Origin of the sequence: Leisingera sp. ANG-Vp (assembly GCF_000813725.1) — a bacterium.
Lineage (GTDB): Bacteria > Pseudomonadota > Alphaproteobacteria > Rhodobacterales > Rhodobacteraceae > Leisingera.
Map to the genome: position 1 here is coordinate 26,054 of NZ_JWLD01000020.1, position 20,824 is coordinate 46,877.

At 59.7% G+C, this 20,824-nt stretch carries 23 protein-coding genes; 12 read left to right on the top strand and 11 right to left on the bottom strand.

What is annotated here, in order from left to right; all coding sequences use genetic code 11:
* Nucleotides 1-117 precede the first annotated feature (117 nt).
* Nucleotides 118-1,431: an ATP-dependent protease ATPase subunit HslU gene (hslU, locus tag RA20_RS07815; RefSeq protein WP_039126435.1), complete on the top strand. Its 1,314-nt coding sequence runs from the start codon at nucleotides 118-120 to the stop codon at nucleotides 1,429-1,431.
* Between the two features lie 82 nt (nucleotides 1,432-1,513).
* Nucleotides 1,514-2,632 (top strand): alpha/beta hydrolase, encoded by a 1,119-nt coding sequence (locus tag RA20_RS07820; RefSeq protein ID WP_039126438.1) that lies wholly within the window; start codon nucleotides 1,514-1,516, stop codon nucleotides 2,630-2,632.
* Nucleotides 2,633-2,646: 14 nt separating this feature from the next.
* On the opposite strand, the gene RA20_RS07825 is transcribed toward RA20_RS07820, so the two are convergent.
* Genes RA20_RS07825 through RA20_RS07835 form a run of 3 tightly spaced genes read right to left on the bottom strand, consistent with a single transcriptional unit; the run spans nucleotide 2,647 to nucleotide 4,940 of the window.
* The gene (locus RA20_RS07825) at nucleotides 2,647-3,234 is read right to left on the bottom strand and encodes a Smr/MutS family protein (RefSeq protein WP_039126441.1); all 588 of its coding nucleotides are present in this window, start codon (nucleotides 3,232-3,234) and stop codon (nucleotides 2,647-2,649) included.
* Nucleotides 3,235-4,287: a murein transglycosylase A gene (gene mltA, locus RA20_RS07830; protein WP_039126444.1), complete on the bottom strand. Its 1,053-nt coding sequence runs from the start codon at nucleotides 4,285-4,287 to the stop codon at nucleotides 3,235-3,237.
* Nucleotides 4,284-4,940 carry a Tim44/TimA family putative adaptor protein gene (locus RA20_RS07835; protein ID WP_039126447.1) on the bottom strand — a complete coding sequence of 219 codons (657 nt, stop codon included), beginning with the start codon at nucleotides 4,938-4,940 and terminating at the stop codon, nucleotides 4,284-4,286. The genes mltA and RA20_RS07835 overlap by 4 nt, the downstream gene beginning before the upstream one ends.
* A 115-nt stretch (nucleotides 4,941-5,055) precedes the next feature.
* Between RA20_RS07835 and RA20_RS07840 the strand changes: the two genes are divergently transcribed.
* Both RA20_RS07840 and secB read left to right on the top strand, forming a co-directional pair.
* Entirely contained in the window at nucleotides 5,056-5,556 is a 501-nt protein-coding gene (locus tag RA20_RS07840; protein ID WP_039126451.1) for an FxsA family protein, read from the top strand.
* Between the two features lie 56 nt (nucleotides 5,557-5,612).
* The gene (secB, locus tag RA20_RS07845; protein WP_039126454.1) at nucleotides 5,613-6,101 is read left to right on the top strand and encodes a protein-export chaperone SecB; all 489 of its coding nucleotides are present in this window, start codon (nucleotides 5,613-5,615) and stop codon (nucleotides 6,099-6,101) included.
* Between the two features lie 100 nt (nucleotides 6,102-6,201).
* Here secB and dnaQ read toward each other — a convergent pair whose 3' ends face one another.
* Genes dnaQ through RA20_RS07865 form a run of 4 tightly spaced genes read right to left on the bottom strand, consistent with a single transcriptional unit; the run spans nucleotide 6,202 to nucleotide 8,939 of the window.
* Entirely contained in the window at nucleotides 6,202-6,927 is a 726-nt protein-coding gene (gene dnaQ, locus RA20_RS07850) for a DNA polymerase III subunit epsilon (RefSeq protein WP_039126457.1), read from the bottom strand.
* Complete coding sequence (gene coaE / locus RA20_RS07855; protein WP_039126460.1) at nucleotides 6,920-7,513, bottom strand: dephospho-CoA kinase; 594 nt, start codon at nucleotides 7,511-7,513, stop codon at nucleotides 6,920-6,922. Before coaE ends, dnaQ begins: the two co-directional genes overlap by 8 nt.
* Nucleotides 7,510-8,343, bottom strand: coding sequence for a shikimate dehydrogenase (locus RA20_RS07860; protein WP_039126464.1), 834 nt, complete (start codon nucleotides 8,341-8,343; stop codon nucleotides 7,510-7,512). Before RA20_RS07860 ends, coaE begins: the two co-directional genes overlap by 4 nt.
* Nucleotides 8,340-8,939 carry a Maf family protein gene (locus RA20_RS07865; protein ID WP_039126465.1) on the bottom strand — a complete coding sequence of 200 codons (600 nt, stop codon included), beginning with the start codon at nucleotides 8,937-8,939 and terminating at the stop codon, nucleotides 8,340-8,342. Before RA20_RS07865 ends, RA20_RS07860 begins: the two co-directional genes overlap by 4 nt.
* Before the next feature lie 409 nt (nucleotides 8,940-9,348).
* On the opposite strand from RA20_RS07865, the gene RA20_RS07870 reads away from it, so the two are divergent.
* The 7 genes from RA20_RS07870 to RA20_RS07900 all read left to right on the top strand — a co-directional run bounded on the left by RA20_RS07870 (nucleotide 9,349) and on the right by RA20_RS07900 (nucleotide 16,793).
* Complete coding sequence (locus RA20_RS07870; protein WP_039126468.1) at nucleotides 9,349-9,804, top strand: CopD family protein; 456 nt, start codon at nucleotides 9,349-9,351, stop codon at nucleotides 9,802-9,804.
* A gap of 176 nt (nucleotides 9,805-9,980) precedes the next feature.
* Nucleotides 9,981-11,252, top strand: coding sequence for a transcription termination factor Rho (gene rho / locus RA20_RS07875; protein ID WP_039126471.1), 1,272 nt, complete (start codon nucleotides 9,981-9,983; stop codon nucleotides 11,250-11,252).
* A 30-nt stretch (nucleotides 11,253-11,282) separates the two neighbouring features.
* Nucleotides 11,283-12,569, top strand: coding sequence for a tRNA uridine-5-carboxymethylaminomethyl(34) synthesis GTPase MnmE (gene mnmE / locus RA20_RS07880; protein ID WP_039126473.1), 1,287 nt, complete (start codon nucleotides 11,283-11,285; stop codon nucleotides 12,567-12,569).
* Nucleotides 12,570-12,582: 13 nt separating this feature from the next.
* Nucleotides 12,583-14,457 (top strand): tRNA uridine-5-carboxymethylaminomethyl(34) synthesis enzyme MnmG, encoded by a 1,875-nt coding sequence (mnmG, locus tag RA20_RS07885; protein ID WP_039126817.1) that lies wholly within the window; start codon nucleotides 12,583-12,585, stop codon nucleotides 14,455-14,457.
* Complete coding sequence (gene rsmG, locus RA20_RS07890; protein ID WP_039126476.1) at nucleotides 14,454-15,071, top strand: 16S rRNA (guanine(527)-N(7))-methyltransferase RsmG; 618 nt, start codon at nucleotides 14,454-14,456, stop codon at nucleotides 15,069-15,071. Before mnmG ends, rsmG begins: the two co-directional genes overlap by 4 nt.
* Nucleotides 15,064-15,873: a ParA family protein gene (locus tag RA20_RS07895; protein WP_039126479.1), complete on the top strand. Its 810-nt coding sequence runs from the start codon at nucleotides 15,064-15,066 to the stop codon at nucleotides 15,871-15,873. The genes rsmG and RA20_RS07895 overlap by 8 nt, the downstream gene beginning before the upstream one ends.
* A gap of 26 nt (nucleotides 15,874-15,899) precedes the next feature.
* Nucleotides 15,900-16,793 carry a ParB/RepB/Spo0J family partition protein gene (locus tag RA20_RS07900; protein WP_039126482.1) on the top strand — a complete coding sequence of 298 codons (894 nt, stop codon included), beginning with the start codon at nucleotides 15,900-15,902 and terminating at the stop codon, nucleotides 16,791-16,793.
* Here the strand turns inward: RA20_RS07900 and RA20_RS07905 are convergent.
* Genes RA20_RS07905 through rph form a run of 4 tightly spaced genes read right to left on the bottom strand, consistent with a single transcriptional unit; the run spans nucleotide 16,783 to nucleotide 19,612 of the window.
* A complete protein-coding gene (locus tag RA20_RS07905) occupies nucleotides 16,783-17,136 on the bottom strand; it encodes a YbaN family protein (protein WP_039126485.1) in 354 nt (117 codons plus the stop codon). The genes RA20_RS07900 and RA20_RS07905 overlap by 11 nt on opposite strands.
* A 4-nt stretch (nucleotides 17,137-17,140) precedes the next feature.
* Nucleotides 17,141-18,295 carry a radical SAM family heme chaperone HemW gene (hemW, locus tag RA20_RS07910; protein ID WP_039126487.1) on the bottom strand — a complete coding sequence of 385 codons (1,155 nt, stop codon included), beginning with the start codon at nucleotides 18,293-18,295 and terminating at the stop codon, nucleotides 17,141-17,143.
* The gene (gene rdgB, locus RA20_RS07915) at nucleotides 18,288-18,902 is read right to left on the bottom strand and encodes an RdgB/HAM1 family non-canonical purine NTP pyrophosphatase (protein ID WP_039126490.1); all 615 of its coding nucleotides are present in this window, start codon (nucleotides 18,900-18,902) and stop codon (nucleotides 18,288-18,290) included. Before rdgB ends, hemW begins: the two co-directional genes overlap by 8 nt.
* Nucleotides 18,899-19,612 (bottom strand): ribonuclease PH, encoded by a 714-nt coding sequence (gene rph / locus RA20_RS07920; protein ID WP_039126493.1) that lies wholly within the window; start codon nucleotides 19,610-19,612, stop codon nucleotides 18,899-18,901. The genes rdgB and rph overlap by 4 nt, the downstream gene beginning before the upstream one ends.
* Nucleotides 19,613-19,755: 143 nt before the next feature.
* Here rph and hrcA point away from each other — a divergent pair, with 143 nt between their 5' ends.
* Nucleotides 19,756-20,820, top strand: coding sequence for a heat-inducible transcriptional repressor HrcA (gene hrcA / locus RA20_RS07925; protein ID WP_039126495.1), 1,065 nt, complete (start codon nucleotides 19,756-19,758; stop codon nucleotides 20,818-20,820).
* Nucleotides 20,821-20,824: the final 4 nt, after the last annotated feature.

A 20,824-nucleotide genomic window follows, 5' to 3' on the forward strand; every position in this document is an offset into this window, starting at 1 on the left:
ATTATCTGGCGTGTTTGACCCGTGTTCCGGCGTGAGCCATCCGTGATCAAGGCGTGATCGGCTTGTGTTTTCCTCCGCCATGATTAGGTTCCCGGTGAAACAAGAAAGCTGAGTGACATGACCGATCTGACCCCGCGCGAAATCGTTTCCGAACTGGACCGCTTCATCATCGGCCAGAAGGAGGCCAAGCGTGCCGTGGCCGTGGCCCTGCGCAGCCGCTGGCGGCGCAAGCAGCTGGCGGACGACCTGCGCGACGAGGTCTATCCGAAGAACATCCTGATGATCGGCCCCACCGGTGTCGGCAAGACCGAGATCTCGCGCCGGCTGGCAAAACTGGCGCGCGCGCCGTTCATCAAGATCGAGGCCACCAAGTTCACCGAGGTTGGATATGTCGGCCGCGACGTGGAGCAGATCATCCGCGATCTGGTCGACAGTGCCATTGCCCAGACCCGCGAGTACATGCGGGAAGAGGTAAAAGCCAATGCCCACAAGGCTGCCGAGGACCGTGTGGTCGAGGCCATCGCCGGCACCGATGCGCGCGACGCCACCCGCGAGATGTTCCGCAAGAAGCTGAAGGCTGGTGAGCTGGACGACACCGTTATTGAACTGGACGTGGCAGATACCTCAAACCCGATGGGCAACATGTTCGACATTCCCGGCCAGCCGGGCGGCGGTAATATGGGCATGCTGAACCTCGGCGACCTATTCGGCAAGGCGATGGGCGGGCGCACCACCCGCAAGAAGATGACCGTAGCCGAAAGCTATGAGGTGCTAATCGGCGAAGAGGCAGACAAACTGCTGGACGACGAAACCGTCACCCGCACCGCGCTGGAAGCGGTCGAGCAGAACGGCATCGTTTTCCTGGATGAAATCGACAAGGTCTGCGCCCGTCAGGAAACCCGCGGCGGCGATGTCAGCCGCGAGGGCGTCCAGCGGGACCTGCTGCCGCTGATCGAAGGCACCACCGTCAGCACCAAGCACGGGCCGGTTAAGACCGACCACATCCTTTTCATCGCGTCGGGCGCCTTCCACATCGCCAAGCCGTCGGACCTGCTGCCGGAACTGCAGGGCCGTCTGCCGATCCGGGTGAACCTGCGGGCGCTGACCGAAGAGGATTTCGTGCGCATCCTGACCGAGACCGACAACGCGCTGACCCGCCAGTACACCGCGCTGATGGACACCGAAGAAGTCACAGTCACCTTCACCAAAGATGGCATCGCGGCGCTGGCCAAGATCGCCGCCGAAGTGAACCAGACCGTCGAAAACATCGGTGCGCGCCGGCTCTACACGGTGATGGAGCGGGTGTTTGAGGAGCTGTCCTTTACCGCGCCGGACCGCTCGGGCGAGGCGGTAACTGTGGATGCCGGCTTTGTCATGAAGCATCTGGGAGAGCTGGGCCGGTCCGCCGACGTCAGCCGTTACGTGCTGTAACCCGCCGGAAACCGGCAGCATCTCTGGACATTGGCGGCAGGTGCAGTAGCCTGCCGTTAATTGTTTTTGAGGGCAGACATCAATGCAGGGCCTGCGCGCGGTTGCCGCTTTGTTACTGATCGGATTGGGCGGCTGCACGGACCGGTCCTACAGCCCAACCGTGCCGGAAGCATTGGAAGTGGGCACGGCCAAGACCGTTTTTGCCGCAACCACCCGCGAGCCGCTGCCCAACGGAACCTACGGATCCGAGCGGACAGAAGACTTCAGTCTACTGGAGCTTACCGTGTCGATCCCGCCAGGACATAAGGCTGGCGATCTGAAATTCGGTTACGGCGATCCGGATCCGTTGCGGGAATTCACCATGGCCGGGCGAAGGATTTTTGCCTCTGAAGCGGATTTCTCGGCCCGGCTGCGCCAGGAGCTGAGCAAGTTTCCCGCCAACCAGCGCGAAGTGACTGTGTTTGTGCATGGCTTCAACTCCACCCAGGCTGAAACCGCGTTCCGGGCGGCCCAGCTGACTCATGATATCGAAATCCCGGGCGCAACGGTGGTCTATTCCTGGCCCAGCAAGGGAAAGCCGCTGGGCTATGCCTATGACGGCGACAGCGTGCTGTTTGCCCGCGACGGACTGGAAAGGCTGCTGCGGCAGCTGCGCAGCTCCGGCGTGGACCGGATTGTGATCGTGGCCCATTCCATGGGCGGGCTGCTGACAATGGAAACCTTGCGCCAGATTGAAATCCAATCGCCCGGATGGGCGGCCAAGAACCTGGGCGGGGTGGTGCTGATGTCGCCTGATCTGGATGTTGACGTGTTCAAGACCCAGATGCGCAGGTTCGCCAAAGTGCCGGAGCCCTTTTTGATCTTCGTTTCCCGCAAAGACAACATCCTGACCCTGTCGCAGCGGCTGCGCGGACTCGACGGGCGGGAACGGCTTGGCAATCTCAACAACATCGAGGAGGTCAAGGAGTTCCCTGTTGGGATCGTTGACACCACCGAATTTGCCGAAGAAGCCGGTTCTCAGCATTTCGTGGCAGCAACCTCGCCGGCCCTGCTCGCCTTGTTGAATGGTGCACAGGAAACCACCGAGACGTTCAGGCGGGAAAGCAACGTTCCGATTGACCGTATCCTGCCAGGGCAGATTGTTATTCGCGACAATGCCACACGGGTGAACCTGCAAGCGCCGCGGGGCAGCGAAAAGTAACCGTCAGCCCAGGATCAGCGGGAGCGGCGCAGGTAAACGTAATAGGCGCCCTCGCCGCCGTGGCTGATGTGGGCCGGCGTCACCTGCAGCACCGCCTGCGCCAAGGGCGGCAGCGCCAGCCACTGCGGCACCTTATGGCGCAGCACGCCGCGCGGCACCGGAATCGGGCCCGGCTCGTCGCGGTGCTTGCCCTTGCCGGTTACCACCAGCACCAGCCGCTTGCCCGAGGCCTGGGCGGACAGGATGAACCGGGTAAGGGCAGGGTGGGCCCCATCGATGCGCATGCCGTGCAGGTCCAGCTTGCCTTCAGGCCGGATCTTGCCGCGCTTCATGCGGCGGAAGGACTTTTCATCCATCTTCACCGGATCGCCGGCCAGGCTGCGGGCGATCGAGGGCTTGAGGTCGTGTTTCACCGGTTTCGGTCTGGCGCGGCTGCCAACCTCAAACGGATCGAGCCGCGGCTCCGGATGCTTCACGGGCTTGGGCTTGGGTTTCGGCGGGTAAGGCGGCGTGGAATGGGAGCCGGGCGACAGGCGCTCAGTCTGCTTGACGACCTTCTGCCAGAGGTCGATCTCGTCTTCCGTCAATTTCCGCCGTGTCATTCAAAGGTCTTCCGGCAACATTGCATAGGCCCGCTGGATCGGCAGCAGCACCACCATCCGCCCGGGGTCTTTCATTGTGCCGGCCGTTTGTCCAGCCTCGTCGCCGGTGCCGACAAAGATATCAGCCCGCTGTGCGCCCTTGATGGCAGATCCGGTATCTTGCGCAATCATCAGCCGGCGCAGCGGCATATGGCCGTCCTTTTCCACCCAGACCGGCGCACCCAGCGGGGTATAGACAGGATCGGCGGCAATGGTGCGCATCGGCGTGACCGAGCGGTTCATGGCCCCAAGCGGCCCCTTGGAGGCAGCCACTTTGCGCACCTCGCGGAAGAAGACGTAGGAGGGATTGTGAAACAGCAGCTCCTTGCCGTCCACCGGGTTGCGGCGTACCCAGGACTTGATCACCTGAGCGCTGACCTGATGCGCATTGTAGACACCGCGGCGCACTAATTCGCGGCCGATGGATTTGTACTCATGCCCATTGGCCCCGCCATAGCCAACCCGGATGGTCGAGCCATCGGGCAGACGGATCCGCCCGGAGCCCTGGATCTGCAGAAAGAACAGCTCGACGGGATCGTCGACCCAGGCGATTTCCAGCCCGCGGCGCTCCATCACGCCGCTGGTCAGGATGTCCCGGCGCGGCAGCCACAGATTGGTTTGGCGCGCCTCCGGCGGCATTTTGTAAACCGGATAGCGGTAGCGGCCGGACGGGTAGCGGGAGCCGTTCAGCTCAGGCTCGAAATATCCGGTGAACAGGGCCTTGTTGCCATCCTCAATCAGCACCGGGCGGAAGAACAGCTCGAAAAAGGCCCGGGCGCCTTCCGGCGCCTGGGCCTGCGCGGCCTTGCACAAAGCCGCCCAATCCGGGTCCTTGAGGTCGCGGCAGGTTTCCAGAAAAACGGATAGCGCTGCCGCGTGGTCGTCCTCTGCCCAGCCCTCCAGCTGGGAAAACTCCAGAATGCTGGAGACGGTCTCTGACTGCGCCCCGGAGGCGGTCATCGCGGCACCTGCAAATGCAGCTGCCCGAAGTGCCCCCCGAAGCGCGGCAATCATGCGTCCGTCGCGACCAGCTGCCAGTTGGGGTCGTCCGCGCCCATGTTGCGCGCAAAAACCCAGGTGTCCTTCTGGCGTTTCACCGCCTTCGGGTCACCCTCGACAATGTCGCCGCCGCGGTCGCGGACCACCGAGGTCATCTCTCCGACAAAGCGCATAGTGATCTCGGCGCGGCCGGACTGGCTGTCGAACGTAGCATCGGCGACAGTGGTTTCACGCACGCCGATGAACTCCGCCTCGATCTTCAGGCCCTGATCTTCGCGCTGTGCAACGGCGTCGACAAAGCTTTCGAAGACATCCCCGGCCAGGAACGGCTGAATGTCGTCCAGGTTGCCGTGTTCGAACCCCATCAGGATCATCTCGTAAGCGCCACGGGCACCCTGAACGAAATCCTGCACCTGGAACGAAGGCTCAACCCGCTTCATCTCCGCCAGCGCCAGCGCCTGAGCACTGCCGTCGGCGACATAGTCGGTGATGTCCCGGTCCGGGCCGCCTTCGATCACTTCCAGATCAGGGCGGCGGCCGCGTGCTTCGGATTGCGGCAACGGCGGCTTTTCAAAGCCCTCGCGTGTTCCGAGCACGCTTTTCAAGCGCAGGATCAGAAACACAGCAATACCGGCCAAAACCAAAAGCTGAATCACAGGCGACTCCATAGATACCTCATGCTAGGCGTTCGTGCTTGGTTTGAAACCAAAGCGGTCAAGTCTTATGTAGGTGACGGGCGGGGGCAAGTCTACCGCTGCAGCGTATGATCTCAAGGAAACCCTAATGTATCTTTTCCTGGCCTTTCTGATGGTTCCCATCATTGAAATCGCTTTGTTTATTCAGGTGGGGGGTGCCATCGGGCTGTGGCCGACCCTGGCCATCGTGGTTCTGACCGCGGTTATCGGCACCTGGCTGGTGAAAACACAGGGCCGCATGGCGATGGGCCAGCTGAGATCGTCTTTTCAGCAGTTGAACGATCCGGCAGAGCCTTTGGCCCATGGGGCTATGATCCTGTTTGCAGGCGCTTTGCTGCTGACGCCGGGTTTCTTTACCGATGCCTTTGGCTTTGCCCTGCTGATGCCGCCGGTGCGGCTGGCGGTGTACCGCTATCTGCGCGCCCGTGTCACGGTGGCGCAATTCCAGATGGGGCCGGGCAGCATGCATGGCCGCCACTATCCCGGCGCAGCCGGAAAACCGGATGACATCATCGACGGCGATTACGAAGATGTGACCCCGGGGAAGCGCCCCGAAGGCCCCTCAGGCTGGGTTGACGGCCCCCGTTGAGATACCCGGACCAAGCTGTTAAGCACGGTCCAAAGCATTTTTTCAGGAGTATCCCGATGGCCGAAAACGGCGAAGCCCAGCAGCAGCCCCAAGTTCAAATGAACATCCTGGGCCAGTTCATCCGCGACATGTCGTTTGAGAACGTGATGGCGCAGAAAGGCTCTGGCGGCGAGGTTCAGCCCGACGTCAGTGTTCAGGTGAACCTGGATGCCAAGAAGCGTTCCGCCGAGAACCAGTATGAGGTTGTCACCAAGCTGACCGTCGAATCCAAGAACAAGGAAGGCGGCGAAGTCCTGTTCGTGCTGGAGCTGGAATATGTCGGCGTGTTCAACATCGCAGGCGTTCCGGAAGACCAGCTGCATCCGTTCCTGCTGATCGAATGCCCCCGCCAGACCTTCCCGTTCCTGCGCCGGATCGTGTCCGACGTGACCCGCGACGGCGGCTTCCCGCCGCTGAACCTGGACAACATCGATTTCGTGGCGATCTACCGCAACGAGCTGGCCCGCCGCCAGCAAGAGGCCGCCGCGGCTGCCCCGACCCAGTAAGGGTTCAGAGTTTTGAAACAGAAAACGCCGCTGACATTCAGCGGCGTTTTTCGTTTTTCGGGCCGGCTTGGGTCAACCTGCGTGGGCCAAGCTGCGTAGGTCAGGAGGCCTTCCACAGGGCATCATCCCCCATCTTGGCAACAAAAGCGTCATGCGCGGCCTGTTCCTCGGCTGTGATCCGCGAGGGCAGGGGCGTTTGCCGCGGGACCGGGCGCCAGTCATCTTCCACTTGGGCAGTGCTGGAGGAGGCCTGCGTCGACAGGCCAAAATCGGGCTGGCGGCCGCCGATCAGCTCCAGATAGACATCGGCCAGGATCTCGGAGTCGAGCAGAGCGCCGTGCAGGGTCCGGTTCGAGTTGTCGATGTTAAACCGCCGGCAAAGCGCATCCAGCGTCGCCGGCGAGCCCGGAAAGCGCTGGCGGGCCATCGCCAGCGTGTCGATCGCCTGATCCATCGGCAGTTTGGGCAGCCCCATCCAGCCAAGCTCGGCGTTGAGGAATTTCATATCAAAGCTGGCATTGTGAATGACCAGCTTGGAATCCTGCACAAAGTCCAAAAACTTCTGTCCGATCTTGGCAAACACCGGTTTGTCCCGCAGCGTCACCGCGCCGGGTTCGGGTTTTTGCGGCGGTTCCAGCAGGTCCGGGCCGATGCCATGCACCGAGAACGCCTCGGCCGGCATTGAGCGTTCCGGATTCATGTATTCGTGAAACGTCTTGCCGGTGGGCATGTGGTTGTAGAGCTCCACCGCGCCGATTTCCACGATCCGGTCGCCGGAGAACGGGTCAAAACCGGTGGTTTCCGTATCAAGAACGATTTCACGCATGGCTCAGTTTGCTCCTGATATCTGCGAGGATCCCTGCCACCTGCGCCTCGGCATGCTCCAGCGTGTCCGTTTCGATCACATAATCAGAGCGGGCACACTTCTCCTCAATCGGCATCTGTTTTTGCAGGATATGCCGGAACTGCTCAACCGTCATCGTGCCGCGGGCCAGAACCCGTTGCTGCTGGGTTTCCGCGTCAACACTCACACAGGCCACTGCGTCCATTTCGGCATTGCCGCCGGTTTCAAACAGCAGCGGGATGTCGAAGACCAGAACATCGCTTTTTGCTTGCGCCCGGAAGGCGGCCCGGTCCTGCGCGACCAGCGGATGCACGATGGTTTCGATGCGTTTCAATGCGTCTGGATCAGCGCCAATGATCTTCTTCAAGGCAGCACGGCTGACTGCGCCGTCCTCGATTGCCTCAGGGAAAGCGGCCTGCATCGGTGCAACCGCCGCACCGTCTTTGCCATAAAGCCGGTGCACCGCCGCATCCGCATCCCAGACCGCGCAGCCCTGGGCCGCAAACAATTTGGCGGTAGTGCTTTTGCCCATGCCGATCGAGCCGGTAAGGCCGAGGCTGAAACTCATCTGAGCGCCGCCGCGCGGGTGGCTGCATCCACGTCTGGGCGGTGGCCGAACCAGCGCTCGAAACCCGGAACCGCCTGGTGCAGCAGCATGCCAAGCCCGTCGACCACGGTGCAGCCGGCCTCCTCAGCCGCTTGCAGCAGGTCGGTTTTCAGAGGCGCATAGATCAGGTCGGTCACCACGGCGCTGCGCTGCAGTCCGTCCAGCGGCACCCGCAGGCGGGGCTTACCAACCATGCCCAGCGAGGTGGTGTTCACAATCAGAGCGCCTTCTTCAATAATATTGCCGGCCTGGACCCAGTCAGACACTTTCACCCGGCTGCCAAAATCGCTCTGCAGCTGCTCGGCGCGGTCGCGGGTGCGGTTGGTCAGCAGAATCTCGGGCACGCCGGCCTCCAGCAGCGAGGCCACCACCGCGCGGCAGGCGCCGCCGGCGCCCAGCACCACGGCCGGCCCGGACTGCGGTTCCCACAGCGGCGCGCCCTGATGCAGGTTGGTGATGAAACCATAGCCGTCGGTATTGTCGGCCATGATGGTGCCGTCCTTGCGGAAGATCAGCGTATTGGCCGCACCGATCAGCTTGGCCCGGTCGGTGACCTTGTCGGCAATCTCCATCACCGCTTCCTTGTGCGGGATGGTCACGTTGGCGCCGACAAATCCCATCTTCGGCATCATCCGGATGGTGTCCGCCAGATCCTCCGGCTCCACATGCATCGGCACATAATGCCCTTTGATGCCATGCGTGTTCAGCCAGTGGCGTTGCAGCTGCGGGGATTTGGAATGTGCAACCGGACAGCCGATAACGCCGGCGAGCGGGATTTTTGCTTCTGTCATTGCTCGATTACCCCTTGCAGGCCTAAGTAACTGATAAGCTCCATCAGCGGCAATCCCAAGACATTAAAGTAGCTTCCGTCAATGGAGGCGAACAGACGCACGCCTTCCTCCTCCAGCTTATAGGCGCCCACCGCGTTGCGGATGCTGTCCCAGTTCCGGGTCACATAATCCTGCAGATAAGCATCCGAGCATTTCCGCATCACCAGCCGGACCTGTCCCACATGGCGCCAAATAGGTTCACCATCACGGTAGATCACTGCCGCCGACAGCAGCATATGCCGCTTGCCGCACATCTCCTTGAGCTGCGCCAGCGCAACCTCTTCACTGGCTGGTTTGGACAGGAGTTTCCCTTCAAAATCAAGTACCTGGTCACATCCCAGAACCAGTTTACCCGGGTGTCTGCCACTGATCTTGCGCGCCTTGGCTTCGGCCAGCGCATCGGCGATATCCCGAGGCGGCGCCTGTTCGGCCAAAAGCGAAGCCTTGATCGCGTCTTCATCCAGCCGCGGGACGTCAGTGGCAAATTCTATGCCGGCCTGGCGCAGAAGATGCGCCCGGATTTCGGAACCGGAAGCCAGCACTATGTGGGCAGTCATGTGGAAAACCCCGTGGGAAAGACGCAGATCGTTTCAGGACGTTTTGTATGGTTTTCCGCGCTCAAGTAAAGACTCCAGGGGTTGACGCAAATCTCAGGATTCAGCCGGCTGAGTCGTCCTTTGTGAGTCAGGATAACTTTGAATCCGTGGATATGCCGGCTCTCCCCGGATCATCCCTGTCTTATCCCCAAGCACGGATAGGTAAACACATTCTTAACGCACCTTATTTCTAAGGCGTTAAGAAAATTTCCACGACTCCGGTCCCATCCAAGCTGGAATCTTATCCCTGCTGGGGATAAGCGAAGGAGGACTCACTTATCCACCGGAATCCACGCACACTACAAAAACATCATCCTTCTAATAATCATTTAATTATTAGAGAGATCAGATCAGTTCGGGAGATCAGCCCATGGACCTGAGCGATGTCATGTTCGCGCTCTACCCATATGCCAAGTCGCTGCACATCATGGCTGTCCTCAGCTGGATGGCGGGTCTCTTCTATCTTCCCCGTCTGTTCGTGTATCACGTGGAGCAGGCTGAGAATGTGCAGGAAGCCGTACCGATCTTCCTGCAGATGGAAGAGAAGCTTCTCAGGATCATCATGCGCCCAGCCATGTATGTCTCCTGGGCAGCGGGGCTGTTCATCATTCTAACGCCCGGAATCGTCGACTGGAGCTACATCTGGCCCTGGACCAAGGGAGTCTCGGTGATTGCCATGACCTGGTTCCATCACTGGCTGCTGTTCCGCTACCGAGATTTCAAAGAAGGCAGGAATTCTCTCACCGGCCGGCAGTTCCGGATGATGAACGAGGTCCCCACCGTGCTGATGCTGGTGATTGTGGTTTCAGTCATCTTCAAATTCTAACGCAGAGGCGCAGAAACAGGCCCAGCAGCGCCGGAACGCTTGCAGCCGGCGTTTGACTCATCTGAAACGAGTCCCTATGTATGGCTCTCAACGGGCCCGTCCGGGCGTGCCGTGTTTTCCATTCCTGTCGTCAGACCGACCCCCTGGGCAAACGGGGGAGTAGAGGCCGTATATATATGACCGTGCAATCCCTGAATCTGTCCGATCTCAAGGCAAAAAGCCCCAAAGCGCTGCTGGCAATGGCCGAGGAGCTGGAGATCGAAAACGCCTCGACCATGCGCAAGGGCGAGATGATGTTCCAGATCCTGCGCGAACGCGCGGATGAAGGCTGGGAAATCGGCGGCGACGGCGTGCTGGAAGTGCTGCAGGACGGGTTCGGCTTCCTGCGCTCGCCCGAAGCCAACTATCTGCCGGGTCCGGATGACATTTATGTTTCGCCCGACATGATCCGCCAATGGTCTCTGCGCACCGGTGACACCGTCGAAGGCCTGATCAAGGCGCCGCTGGAAAACGAGCGGTATTTTGCGCTGACCAATGTCACTAAGATCAACTTTGAAGAGCCCGAAAAGGCCCGTCACAAGATTGCATTCGACAACCTGACACCGCTCTACCCGGATGAGCGCCTGAAGATGGAGATCGAGGATCCGACCATCAAGGACCGTTCTGCCCGTGTGATCGACCTGGTTGCGCCGATCGGCAAGGGCCAGCGTTCGCTGATCGTGGCGCCGCCACGGACCGGTAAAACGGTGATCCTTCAGAACATCGCGCACTCCATCGAGAAGAACCATCCGGAATGCTACCTGATCGTTCTCTTGATCGACGAACGCCCGGAAGAGGTGACCGACATGCAGCGCTCGGTGAAAGGCGAGGTTGTTTCCTCTACCTTTGACGAGCCGGCAACCCGGCACGTTGCGGTCTCTGAAATGGTTATCGAAAAAGCCAAGCGTCTGGTGGAACATAAACGAGATGTTGTGATTCTTCTCGACTCCATCACAAGACTTGGTAGGGCCTTTAACACCGTGGTGCCGTCCTCGGGTAAAGTTCTGACCGGTGGTGTTGACGCCAACGCGCTGCAGCGCCCCAAGCGTTTCTTTGGTGCCGCGCGCAACATCGAAGAAGGCGGCTCGCTCACCATTATCGCCACTGCACTGATCGACACCGGCTCGCGCATGGACGAGGTGATCTTCGAAGAGTTCAAAGGCACCGGCAACTCGGAAATCGTGCTGGACCGCAAGATTGCCGACAAGCGCGTGTTCCCGGCCATCGACATCCTCAAGTCCGGCACCCGGAAAGAGGACCTGCTGGTCGATAAGGTTGACCTGGCCAAGACCTTTGTGCTGCGCCGGATCCTGAACCCGATGGGCACAACGGACGCGATTGAGTTCCTGCTGTCGAAGCTGAAGCAGACCAAGTCGAACTCCGAGTTTTTCGACTCGATGAACACCTGATCCGGGCCGGCGAGAGAGAAGGGCCACCCCATGGACACGATCTTTGCGCTGGCCTCCGCCCAAGGCAAGGCCGGGGTTGCGGTGATCCGCGTCTCCGGGCCTTTGGCGCTGGAGGCCGGCGCGCAGCTCTGCGGCGGTGTCTTGCCGGCACGGGGTTCCAGCCTACGAATCCTTCGGGACGAATCAGGGGAACGCCTGGATGAGGCACTGATTCTGACTTTCACTGCGCCAAAGAGCTTTACAGGCGAAAATACCGTTGAATTTCAAACACATGGAAGTACCGCAGTGGTGTCTGCCGTACTTGATTCGCTAGGGCGAATCGGTGGTTTGAGAATGGCTGAACCGGGCGAGTTCACCCGCCGGGCCCTGGAGAACGGTAATTTGGACTTGGCCCAGGTTGAAGGCCTCGCCGATCTGATTGATGCTGAAACCGAAGCACAGCGCAAGCAAGCGCAGGTGATTCTCGCCGGCGGGCTCGGTAATCTGGCTGAGAAATGGCGGGAGAAACTGATCCGGGCCGCCTCGCTGATTGAAGTCACCATCGACTTTGCTGACGAAGAGGTTCCTGTTGATGTCACACCGGAAGTTTCTGAACTTCTGGCGGATGTCCAGGCCGGCTTGGAAAAAGAGACCGCCGGCGTCAGAATTGCCGAGCGGATCCGCAGCGGTTTTGAAGTGGCTATCATTGGTGCGCCCAATGTCGGGAAGTCGACGCTTCTGAATGCGCTCGCCGGCCGCGAAGCCGCGATCACATCCGAGTACGCCGGCACGACCCGCGATATCATCGAAGTCCGTATGGATCTTGCCGGTCTGCCTGTCACCTTGCTGGACACTGCCGGCCTGCGCGACACAGACGATCACGTCGAAGGTATTGGCATTGCGCTGGCGCGCAAACGGGCTGAGGACGCGGATCTGCGCGTATTCCTGGCAGAGGATGACGAAGTCCTGGACGTGGAAATGCGGGCCGGCGACATTCGCCTGCGTCCGAAAGCCGATCTGAGAGACGACGCCGGCGATGCGGTGTCCGGCCGTTCGGGGCAGGGGATTGATCGTCTGGTCGGCCACGTTTCCAGCGTTCTGGAAACACGTTCGGCCCAGGCCGGCATTGCCACACGCGCGCGCCATAGGGATGCCATGCTGACGGCCCTGGTAAACCTGCAGGAAGCGCAGGATATCCTGCAGCGCGGCCCTGAGTTTTATGATATAGCGGCTGAGGAAATGCGGTCTGCCATCCGGGCATTGGAAATGCTGGTGGGGCGGATCGGCGTCGAAAACTTGCTGGATGAGATTTTCTCGAGTTTCTGCCTAGGAAAGTGAAGGAGTGTTTCACGTGAAACATTCGGCTTATGATGTCATCGTCGTTGGCGGGGGGCACGCCGGCACTGAAGCGGCACACGCCGCAGCCCGCATAGGTGTCAAGACAGCGCTGGTCACCCTGAACAGGGACGGTATCGGTGTTATGTCCTGCAACCCTGCGATCGGCGGCTTGGGTAAAGGACACTTGGTCCGAGAGATTGATGCCCTTGACGGGGTGATGGGGCGGGTTGCGGATCTGGCCGGCATCCAGTTCCGGCTTTTAAACCGCCGTAAAGGGCCGGCTGTACAAGGGCCACGAGCACAGTCTGATCGGAAGATCTACCGGACAGAAATGCTGAAACTGACTGAGAATCAGCCGAATCTGGATATTATTGAAGGGGAAGTAACCGACTTCCTGATGTCCGGACCTTCCGTTGCCGGCGTGCTCCTTGCTGATGGCAGTGAGATACCAAGCCGGACGGTTATCCTTACGTCAGGTACATTTTTGCGCGGCGTAATCCACATTGGCGACGTTTCAAAACCTGGCGGGCGGATAGGGGATAAGCCCTCAGTCAAACTTGCCGAGCGTCTTGACAGTTTTGACTTGCCTCTTGGACGGTTGAAAACCGGCACGCCGCCCCGGCTGGATGGCCGGACAATTGACTGGGAGAGTCTTGATGCGCAGCCCGGCGATGACGATCCTGTCTTCTTTTCCTTTCTAACAAAGTCTCTCAGTGCCAAGCAGGTGTCCTGCGGCATCACCCATACAAATGCCCGAACGCATGAAATTATCCGGAAGAACCTGGAACGTTCTGCCATGTACGGAGGGCATATCGAAGGCGTTGGGCCGCGCTATTGCCCTTCGATCGAAGACAAGATTGTTCGTTTCGCCGACAAGGACTCTCATCAGATCTTTCTTGAGCCGGAAGGGGTCACCGACAACACCGTTTATCCCAACGGTATTTCCACCAGCCTGCCGACAGATGTTCAAGAGGACTATGTCCATTCGATAAGAGGGCTGGAGCAGGCGGTTATCCTTCAGCCGGGCTATGCCATTGAGTACGACTATGTGGATCCTCGGGCCCTGACGCTGGAACTGTCGTTGAAGGATGTTCCTGGGCTGTATCTTGCTGGTCAGATCAACGGGACTACCGGATATGAAGAGGCTGCAGCTCAAGGGCTTGTTGCCGGGCTTAATGCAGCTCGCAAATGCCAGGATAAGCCACCTGTTATCTTCAGTCGTGCCAGCAGCTACATCGGGGTCATGATTGATGATCTGACCGCAAACGGTGTTACCGAACCCTACCGGATGTTCACCTCGCGTGCTGAATTCCGGCTTTCATTGCGGGCAGACAATGCAGACCAGAGGCTGACCCCGCTGGCCATCGAATGGGGGTGCGCCGGCGCGGAGCGTCGGAAAGCCTTTTTGGAAAAGAGCGAGAAGCTTACTTCAGCCCGGAATGTTCTGGATACGCAAAGCTTTACGCCAAAGCAGGTCAAAGAAGCCGGGATTCGGGTAAATCAGGATGGAAACCGGCGCACAGGTTTGGATGTGCTGGCGTTTCCTGACGTCACCTTCGAGGATGTCCTGCCACTCGTGCCTGAGCTTTCGGAAGTGGAGCCTGACATCCGCCGGCAGGTGGAGAGAGACGCACTTTACGCCAACTACATTGCCAGGCAGGAGCGGGAGATTTCGGCGATGAAGCGTGATGAGGGATATGCAATTCCTGCAGATTTTTCCTATGCAGGTATTGATGGTTTGTCCAAGGAACTGCAGCAGAAACTAACTTTAGCCCGGCCTGAGACATTGGCTAAGGCGGCCCGTATTGATGGAATGACACCTGCAGCTCTGGCCTTGTTGCTGGCGCGACTGCGCCGGGATCGAGGATCCAGGGAGAAATCCGCATGAGCAAAAAACGGATTTTGGAGTCGCTGAATGTTTCACGTGAAACAATGCAGCGGCTGGAGATCTTTGAGCAGGTCATTCAGAAATGGAACCCGAAGATAAATTTGGTTTCCAAGGCTAGCCTGGATCAACTCTGGACCCGGCATATTGCGGATTCTGTACAGGTCTTCCGCTGTGTCGGACAGGTTGATCACTGGGTGGACATTGGCAGCGGCGGCGGTTTTCCGGGACTGATCATTTCCGTACTAGCGGCAGATGAGGCGCCGGCGATGAAAGTAACGCTGATCGAAAGTGATCAGCGTAAGTCGGCCTTCCTGCGTACAGCAGCGCGTGAATGCGGGGCTGCGGTCACCGTTCTGACAGAGCGTATTGAGAAGGCGCCACCCCAGAACGCTGATGTGCTGTCAGCAAGAGCGCTGGCGGATCTTTCACTGCTTTTGGAGTTTTCTGAACGCCATCTAAAAGAAGCTGGAACGGCGGTATTCCCAAAGGGGGAAAGCTGGAAAAAAGAAGTGGATAACGCGCGGGAGCAATGGCGATTCGATGCGGAACCAGTTAGAAGTCTCACAGAACAAGAAGCAGTAATCCTGAAAATAAGGGGAGTGGCACGTGTCTGATTATTCCCGGCCGGAGGGGCCTCGTATTATCGCGGTGGCAAATCAAAAAGGCGGGGTAGGGAAGACAACAACGGCCATTAATCTCGCCGCAGCCTTGGTGGAATGCGGTATGCGGGTGCTGGTGGTGGATCTGGACCCGCAGGGTAATGCTTCGACCGGTCTTGGAATCGAACCATCGGATAGGGATCTGACCACCTATGATCTGCTGGTGGAAGATGCTCAGTTGACCGATGTGATCCGGGAGACCTCGATCGATGATCTCTGCATCATCCCGGCAACCATTGACCTGAGCTCTGCGGATATTGAGCTGTTCACAAATGAAAAACGCAGTTTCCTGTTGCATGATGCTTTGCGTCAGACGGCGATGGATGACTACGACTGGGACTACGTCTTGATCGATTGCCCGCCGTCATTGAACCTGCTGACAGTAAACGCAATGGTAGCTGCCCATTCCGTGCTGGTGCCTCTGCAAAGCGAGTTCTTTGCTCTGGAAGGGGTGACGCAGCTGATGCTGACAATTCGCGAGGTCCGGCAGTCGGCGAATCCCGGATTGCGAATCGAGGGAATCGTTCTGACCATGTTCGACCGACGCAACAACCTGTCGCAGCAGGTGGAGCAAGACGCCCGGGACAACCTGGGTGAGCTCGTTTTCCAGACCAAGATACCGCGCAATGTAAGGGTGAGCGAAGCGCCGTCTTACGCACAGCCGGTTCTGAACTACGACACCAATTCGCTGGGTGCGCAGGCCTACCGTGCCCTGGCAGAAGAAATCATCAATAAACATCACAAGATCGCGGCGTAAATGCAGTACACGTACCGGAGGCAACCATGGCTGACAAAAAAACAAAACCACGCGGGCTGGGCCGGGGGCTGTCAGCATTGATGGCTGATGTGAACCCTGCGCCGGTGAGTACGCAGGCAGAAGCTCCGCGGAATGCAGAAATTCTGGTGCCGATCGAAAATGTCATCGCCAACCCGAATCAGCCGCGCCGGCAGTTTCTGCAGGAAGATCTGGATGATCTGACCGCCTCTATTAAGGAGAAGGGCGTACTGCAGCCGCTGATCGTGCGGCCGCGGCCTGGCGGGCAGTATGAGATTGTTGCCGGCGAACGCCGCTGGCGCGCGTCTCAGGCAGCACAACTGCACGAAGTACCGGTGTTGATCCGGGATTACTCTGACCTCGAGATGATGGAAGTTGCCATCATCGAGAACATCCAGCGCTCTGACCTGAACGCGATGGAAGAGGCGCAGAGCTATAAGCAGTTGATGGAGAAGTTCGGCCACACCCAGGAAAAGATGGCAGAAGCGCTTGGCAAAAGCCGCAGCCATATTGCGAACCTGGTCCGTCTGCTGCATCTGCCGGATGATGTGCAGATCCTGGTGCAAGAACGTAAGCTCTCTGCCGGCCACGCCCGGGCGCTGATTACCTCGGACAATGCCTCTGATCTTGCGAAAAAGATTGTGAAGGGCGGATTGTCCGTCCGCGCAACTGAGGCGCTGGTGAAAAAGGATGCGGCCGGGTATCAGACCGCCACTGCCAAGAAGCCGAAGAAAGCGTCCGAAAAGGATGCCGATACCCGGGCCCTGGAAGGGGATCTGTCGGCGATGCTGAAGATGAAGGTGTCGATCGATCACAAACCGGGCGGGGAAAGCGGCTCTGTGACGATCAGTTACGATGATCTCGATCAGCTGGATGAGCTGTGCAATCTGCTCAGCCGTTAGGGCGGGTCCAGATGAAGGTCAGGACTGCCGACAGTACAACGGCTTGAATGCCAAGGACGTAGGCTGGTACCCCGACAAACAGAGATAGGCCAAAGACGGCGGCAATCGAAAGGGTTGCCGCCTTTTTTGCGCCCGGCCGGATAGCTCCTTGCTCGCGCCAATCGGTGATCATCGGGCCGAAGACATTGTGGGCCAGAATCCAGTTGTGCAGGCGGTCAGAGGAGTTGGCAAAGCAAAAAGCAGCGAGAAGCAGGAAAGGCACCGTTGGAAGAAGAGGGAGGACAATGCCAATGACAGCCAAGGCCACAAAGAATAGTCCAAGGCCGGCGTAGACAAAACGCATTGCTTCAATCCATCAACAGATCGCGGAGAACCGCATTCAATACCGCGCGGCCCTGATCGGTTGCGCGAAGCCTCTGGTCCGAGATAGTGACCATGCCCATCTGTACAAGGTCATCAAGCCGGCTTTTGTGAAGATCCCGGCCGGCGAGCTGAGAATATCGCACCATATCCAGACCTTCAGACAGGCGCATCCCCATCATCAAGTATTCAGCCGCAGCATCTTCTGCTGTGAGAGCTTCGCGCAGGGATTCACCGTTGCCCTTGCCGGCGGCTTGCAGCCAGGCTCCTGGGGCGAGGTGGGTTTCAGTCGCGTATCGGATGCCGTTCAGGGTGAGGCGGCCATGGGCGCCAGGGCCGATACCGGCGTAATCGCCGTAGCGCCAGTAAATCAGGTTGTGACGGGATTCCGAACCGGGTTTGGCGTGGTTGGAAATCTCGTAGCCACCCATACCAAAGTCCGCGCAGATATCCTGGGTCGCAAGGTACATGTCGGCGGCGGTGTCATCGCTAGGCAGGTTGCGCAGCTTGCCGCGGGCGTAGCGGTCGCCAAAGGCGGTGCCGTCCTCGATGGTGAGCTGGTAGAGCGACAGGTGGTCGATGGCCATCGACAGGGCCTCGCGCAGTTCGCCCTGCCAGGCTTCCAGGGTCTGGCCCTGGCGCGCGTAAATCAGGTCAAAGCTGACCCGGTCAAAACAGTTGCGGGCGATGTCAAAGGCGGCCTTGGCTTCAGAGACGCTGTGGATGCGTCCGAGCCGGCGCAGATCCTCGTCGTTCAGTGCCTGAATACCCATGGAGACCCTGTTCACGCCGGCGTCGCGGTAGCCTGCAAAGCGGCCAGCCTCGACAGAGCCTGGGTTTGCTTCAAGAGAGATCTCTATGTCATTGGCAAAGGGCCAGATTTCACGTGCCCGTTCGATGACGGCAGACACTGTTTCCGGCAGCATTAGGGACGGGGTGCCGCCGCCGAAGAAAATCGAGTTCAGAACGCGGTCTGACAGCTGTTCAGAGAGTCTATCCAGTTCGGCCAGATAGGCCCTAACCCATAGGTTCTGGTCTATTTTCGCGGAGACATGGCTGTTGAAGTCGCAATAGGGGCATTTGGCCTGGCAGAAGGGCCAATGCACATAGAGGCCAAAGCCCCCGTTGCGCCAGTCATCCACCGAAACAGCCCTGGACGAACTGGGCCACTGCCTTGCCGCGGTGGCTGATCTTGTTTTTCTCCGCCGGGTCCATTTCGGCGCAGGTGATGTCAAAGCCGTCAGGCTGGAACATCGGGTCGTAGCCAAAACCGTGTTCGCCGCGGATCGGCCAGACCAGCTGGCCGGGCATGACGCCCTCGAAGACTTCGTCATGGCCGTCGGGCCAGGCAATGACCAGGGTGCAGCGGAACTGGGCGGTACGGGGGGCTTGGGCACCGGCTGCGTTCAGCTCGTCATTGGCGCGGGTCATCGCCAGTTTGAAGTCGCGGCCGTTGGGGGTTTCGGCCCAGTCGGCGGTATAGACACCGGGGGCGCCGTTCAGCGCGTCGATGGTGATGCCGGAGTCATCGGAGAGGGCAGGGAGGCCGGTGGCCTTGGCGGCGGCATGGGCCTTGATCCGCGCATTGCCGACAAAGCTGTCTTCGGTCTCTTCCGGTTCCGGCAGATCCATCTCGCCGGCGCCGACCACGCTGACGCCGAAGGGCGCGAGAATCTCGGTGATCTCGTGCAGCTTGCCCTTGTTGTGGGTGGCGACAAGCAGCTTGCCGCCTTCCAGTTTGCGGGTCATTTGCAGGCGGCCTTCTGCATCTCGGCCAGCTCAGATGTGCCTTGGGCGGCCAGATCCATCAGCTGGTTCATCTGGTCGCGCGAGAAGACGGAGCCTTCGGCCGACATCTGCACTTCGATCAGCTTGCCGGAGCCGGTCATGATGAAGTTGCCATCGACGCCGGCCTCAGAGTCCTCGGGGTAGTCGAGATCCAAAACCGGCTGGCCGGCATAGATGCCGCAGGAGACAGCTGCGACCGGATCCAGCAGCGGGTCGATCTGCACGTCGCCGGCTTTCATCAGCTTGTTCACTGCCAGGCGCAGCGCCACCCAGCCGCCGGTGATCGAGGCGCAGCGGGTGCCGCCATCGGCCTGCAGCACATCGCAGTCCACGGTGATCTGGCGCTCGCCCAGGGCAACGCGGTCGACGCCGGCCCGCAGGGCGCGGCCGATCAGGCGCTGGATTTCAACGGTGCGGCCGCCCTGTTTGCCCGAGGAAGCCTCGCGGCGCATGCGGGTGTTGGTGGCGCGGGGCAGCATGCCGTATTCGGCAGTGACCCAGCCCAGGCCGGTGCCTTTGATGAAAGGCGGCACGCGGTCTTCGATGGTGGCGGTGCACAGCACATGGGTGTCGCCCATCTTGATCAGGCAGGAGCCCTCGGCGTGCTTGGTGAAACCGGTCTCGATCGAGACGGCGCGCATTTCATTCAATTCTCGTCCAGAGGGTCGCATGGTATATCCTTTTGCTGTTGGCTTGGGGATAGCCCTGCGGGACAAGGCGATGCAAGCCCGATTGACCTTTTGGCCTGCTGCTCTTTAATGACATCTTGGCAGCGGCTTCTTATGTTGAAACCGCAAGACATGCTGGAAGGCCGATGAGTGACCCGCAAAACATTCTGCAGGATCTGAACGACCGCTCGCGGGAGGTGTTCCGGACGGTGGTGGAAAGCTATCTGGAGAGCGGCGATCCGGTTGGCAGCCGTACTTTAACCCGCAGCCTAAGTGAAAAGGTAAGCGCGGCGACGGTGCGCAATGTGATGCAGGATCTGGAGTTCCTGGGGCTCTTGGACAGCCCGCATATCAGTGCCGGACGGGTGCCGACGCAGCTGGGGCTGAGGATGTTTGTCGATGGTCTCCTGGAGGTCGAGGACCTGAAGGCGCAGGACCGTCAGAAGATCGACGCGACCCTGGGCAAGAATGCCGGTGATGTCGGCGGCATGTTGGACCGTGTGGGCGCGGCTTTGTCGGGGGTCACGCAGGGGGCGTCGCTGGTGCTGACGCCCAAGCATGAGGCCGAGATCCGCCATATCGAATTTGTCTCGCTGGCCCATGACCGGGCACTGGTAGTTCTGGTGTTCTCGGATGGCCACGTGGAAAACCGCCTGTTCACGCCGCCGCCGGGTCAGACGCCCAGCTCGATGCGGGAGGCGGCAAATTTCCTGAATGCCTTGATTGAGGGGCGCACGCTGAGCGAAGTGCAGCGGCAGATCCAGGGTGAGATCGCAGCACGGCGCCAGGAGATCGATAGCCTGGCGCATGCAATGATCGAAAGCGGTTTGGCGGTTTGGGAAGACGATGGCAGTGATCAGGCCCGGCTGATTGTCCGGGGCCGTGCGAATCTGCTGGCAGAAACCGGTGCCGCAGAGGAGCTGGAGCGGATCCGGACCCTGTTTGACGACCTTGAGCGCAAGCGGGATATCGCAGAATTCCTGGAACTGACCGAGGACGGCGAGGGCGTGCGCATTTTTATCGGTTCGGAGAACAAACTTTTCTCACTTTCGGGTTCCTCTTTGGTGGTGTCTCCCTATATGAACGCGGATCGAAAGATCATTGGTGCGGTGGGGGTGATTGGCCCGACACGCCTGAATTACGGACGGATCGTGCCGATTGTGGACTATACGGCACAACTGGTCGGCAAGCTGTTGTCGGACCGGAGTTAGAGGT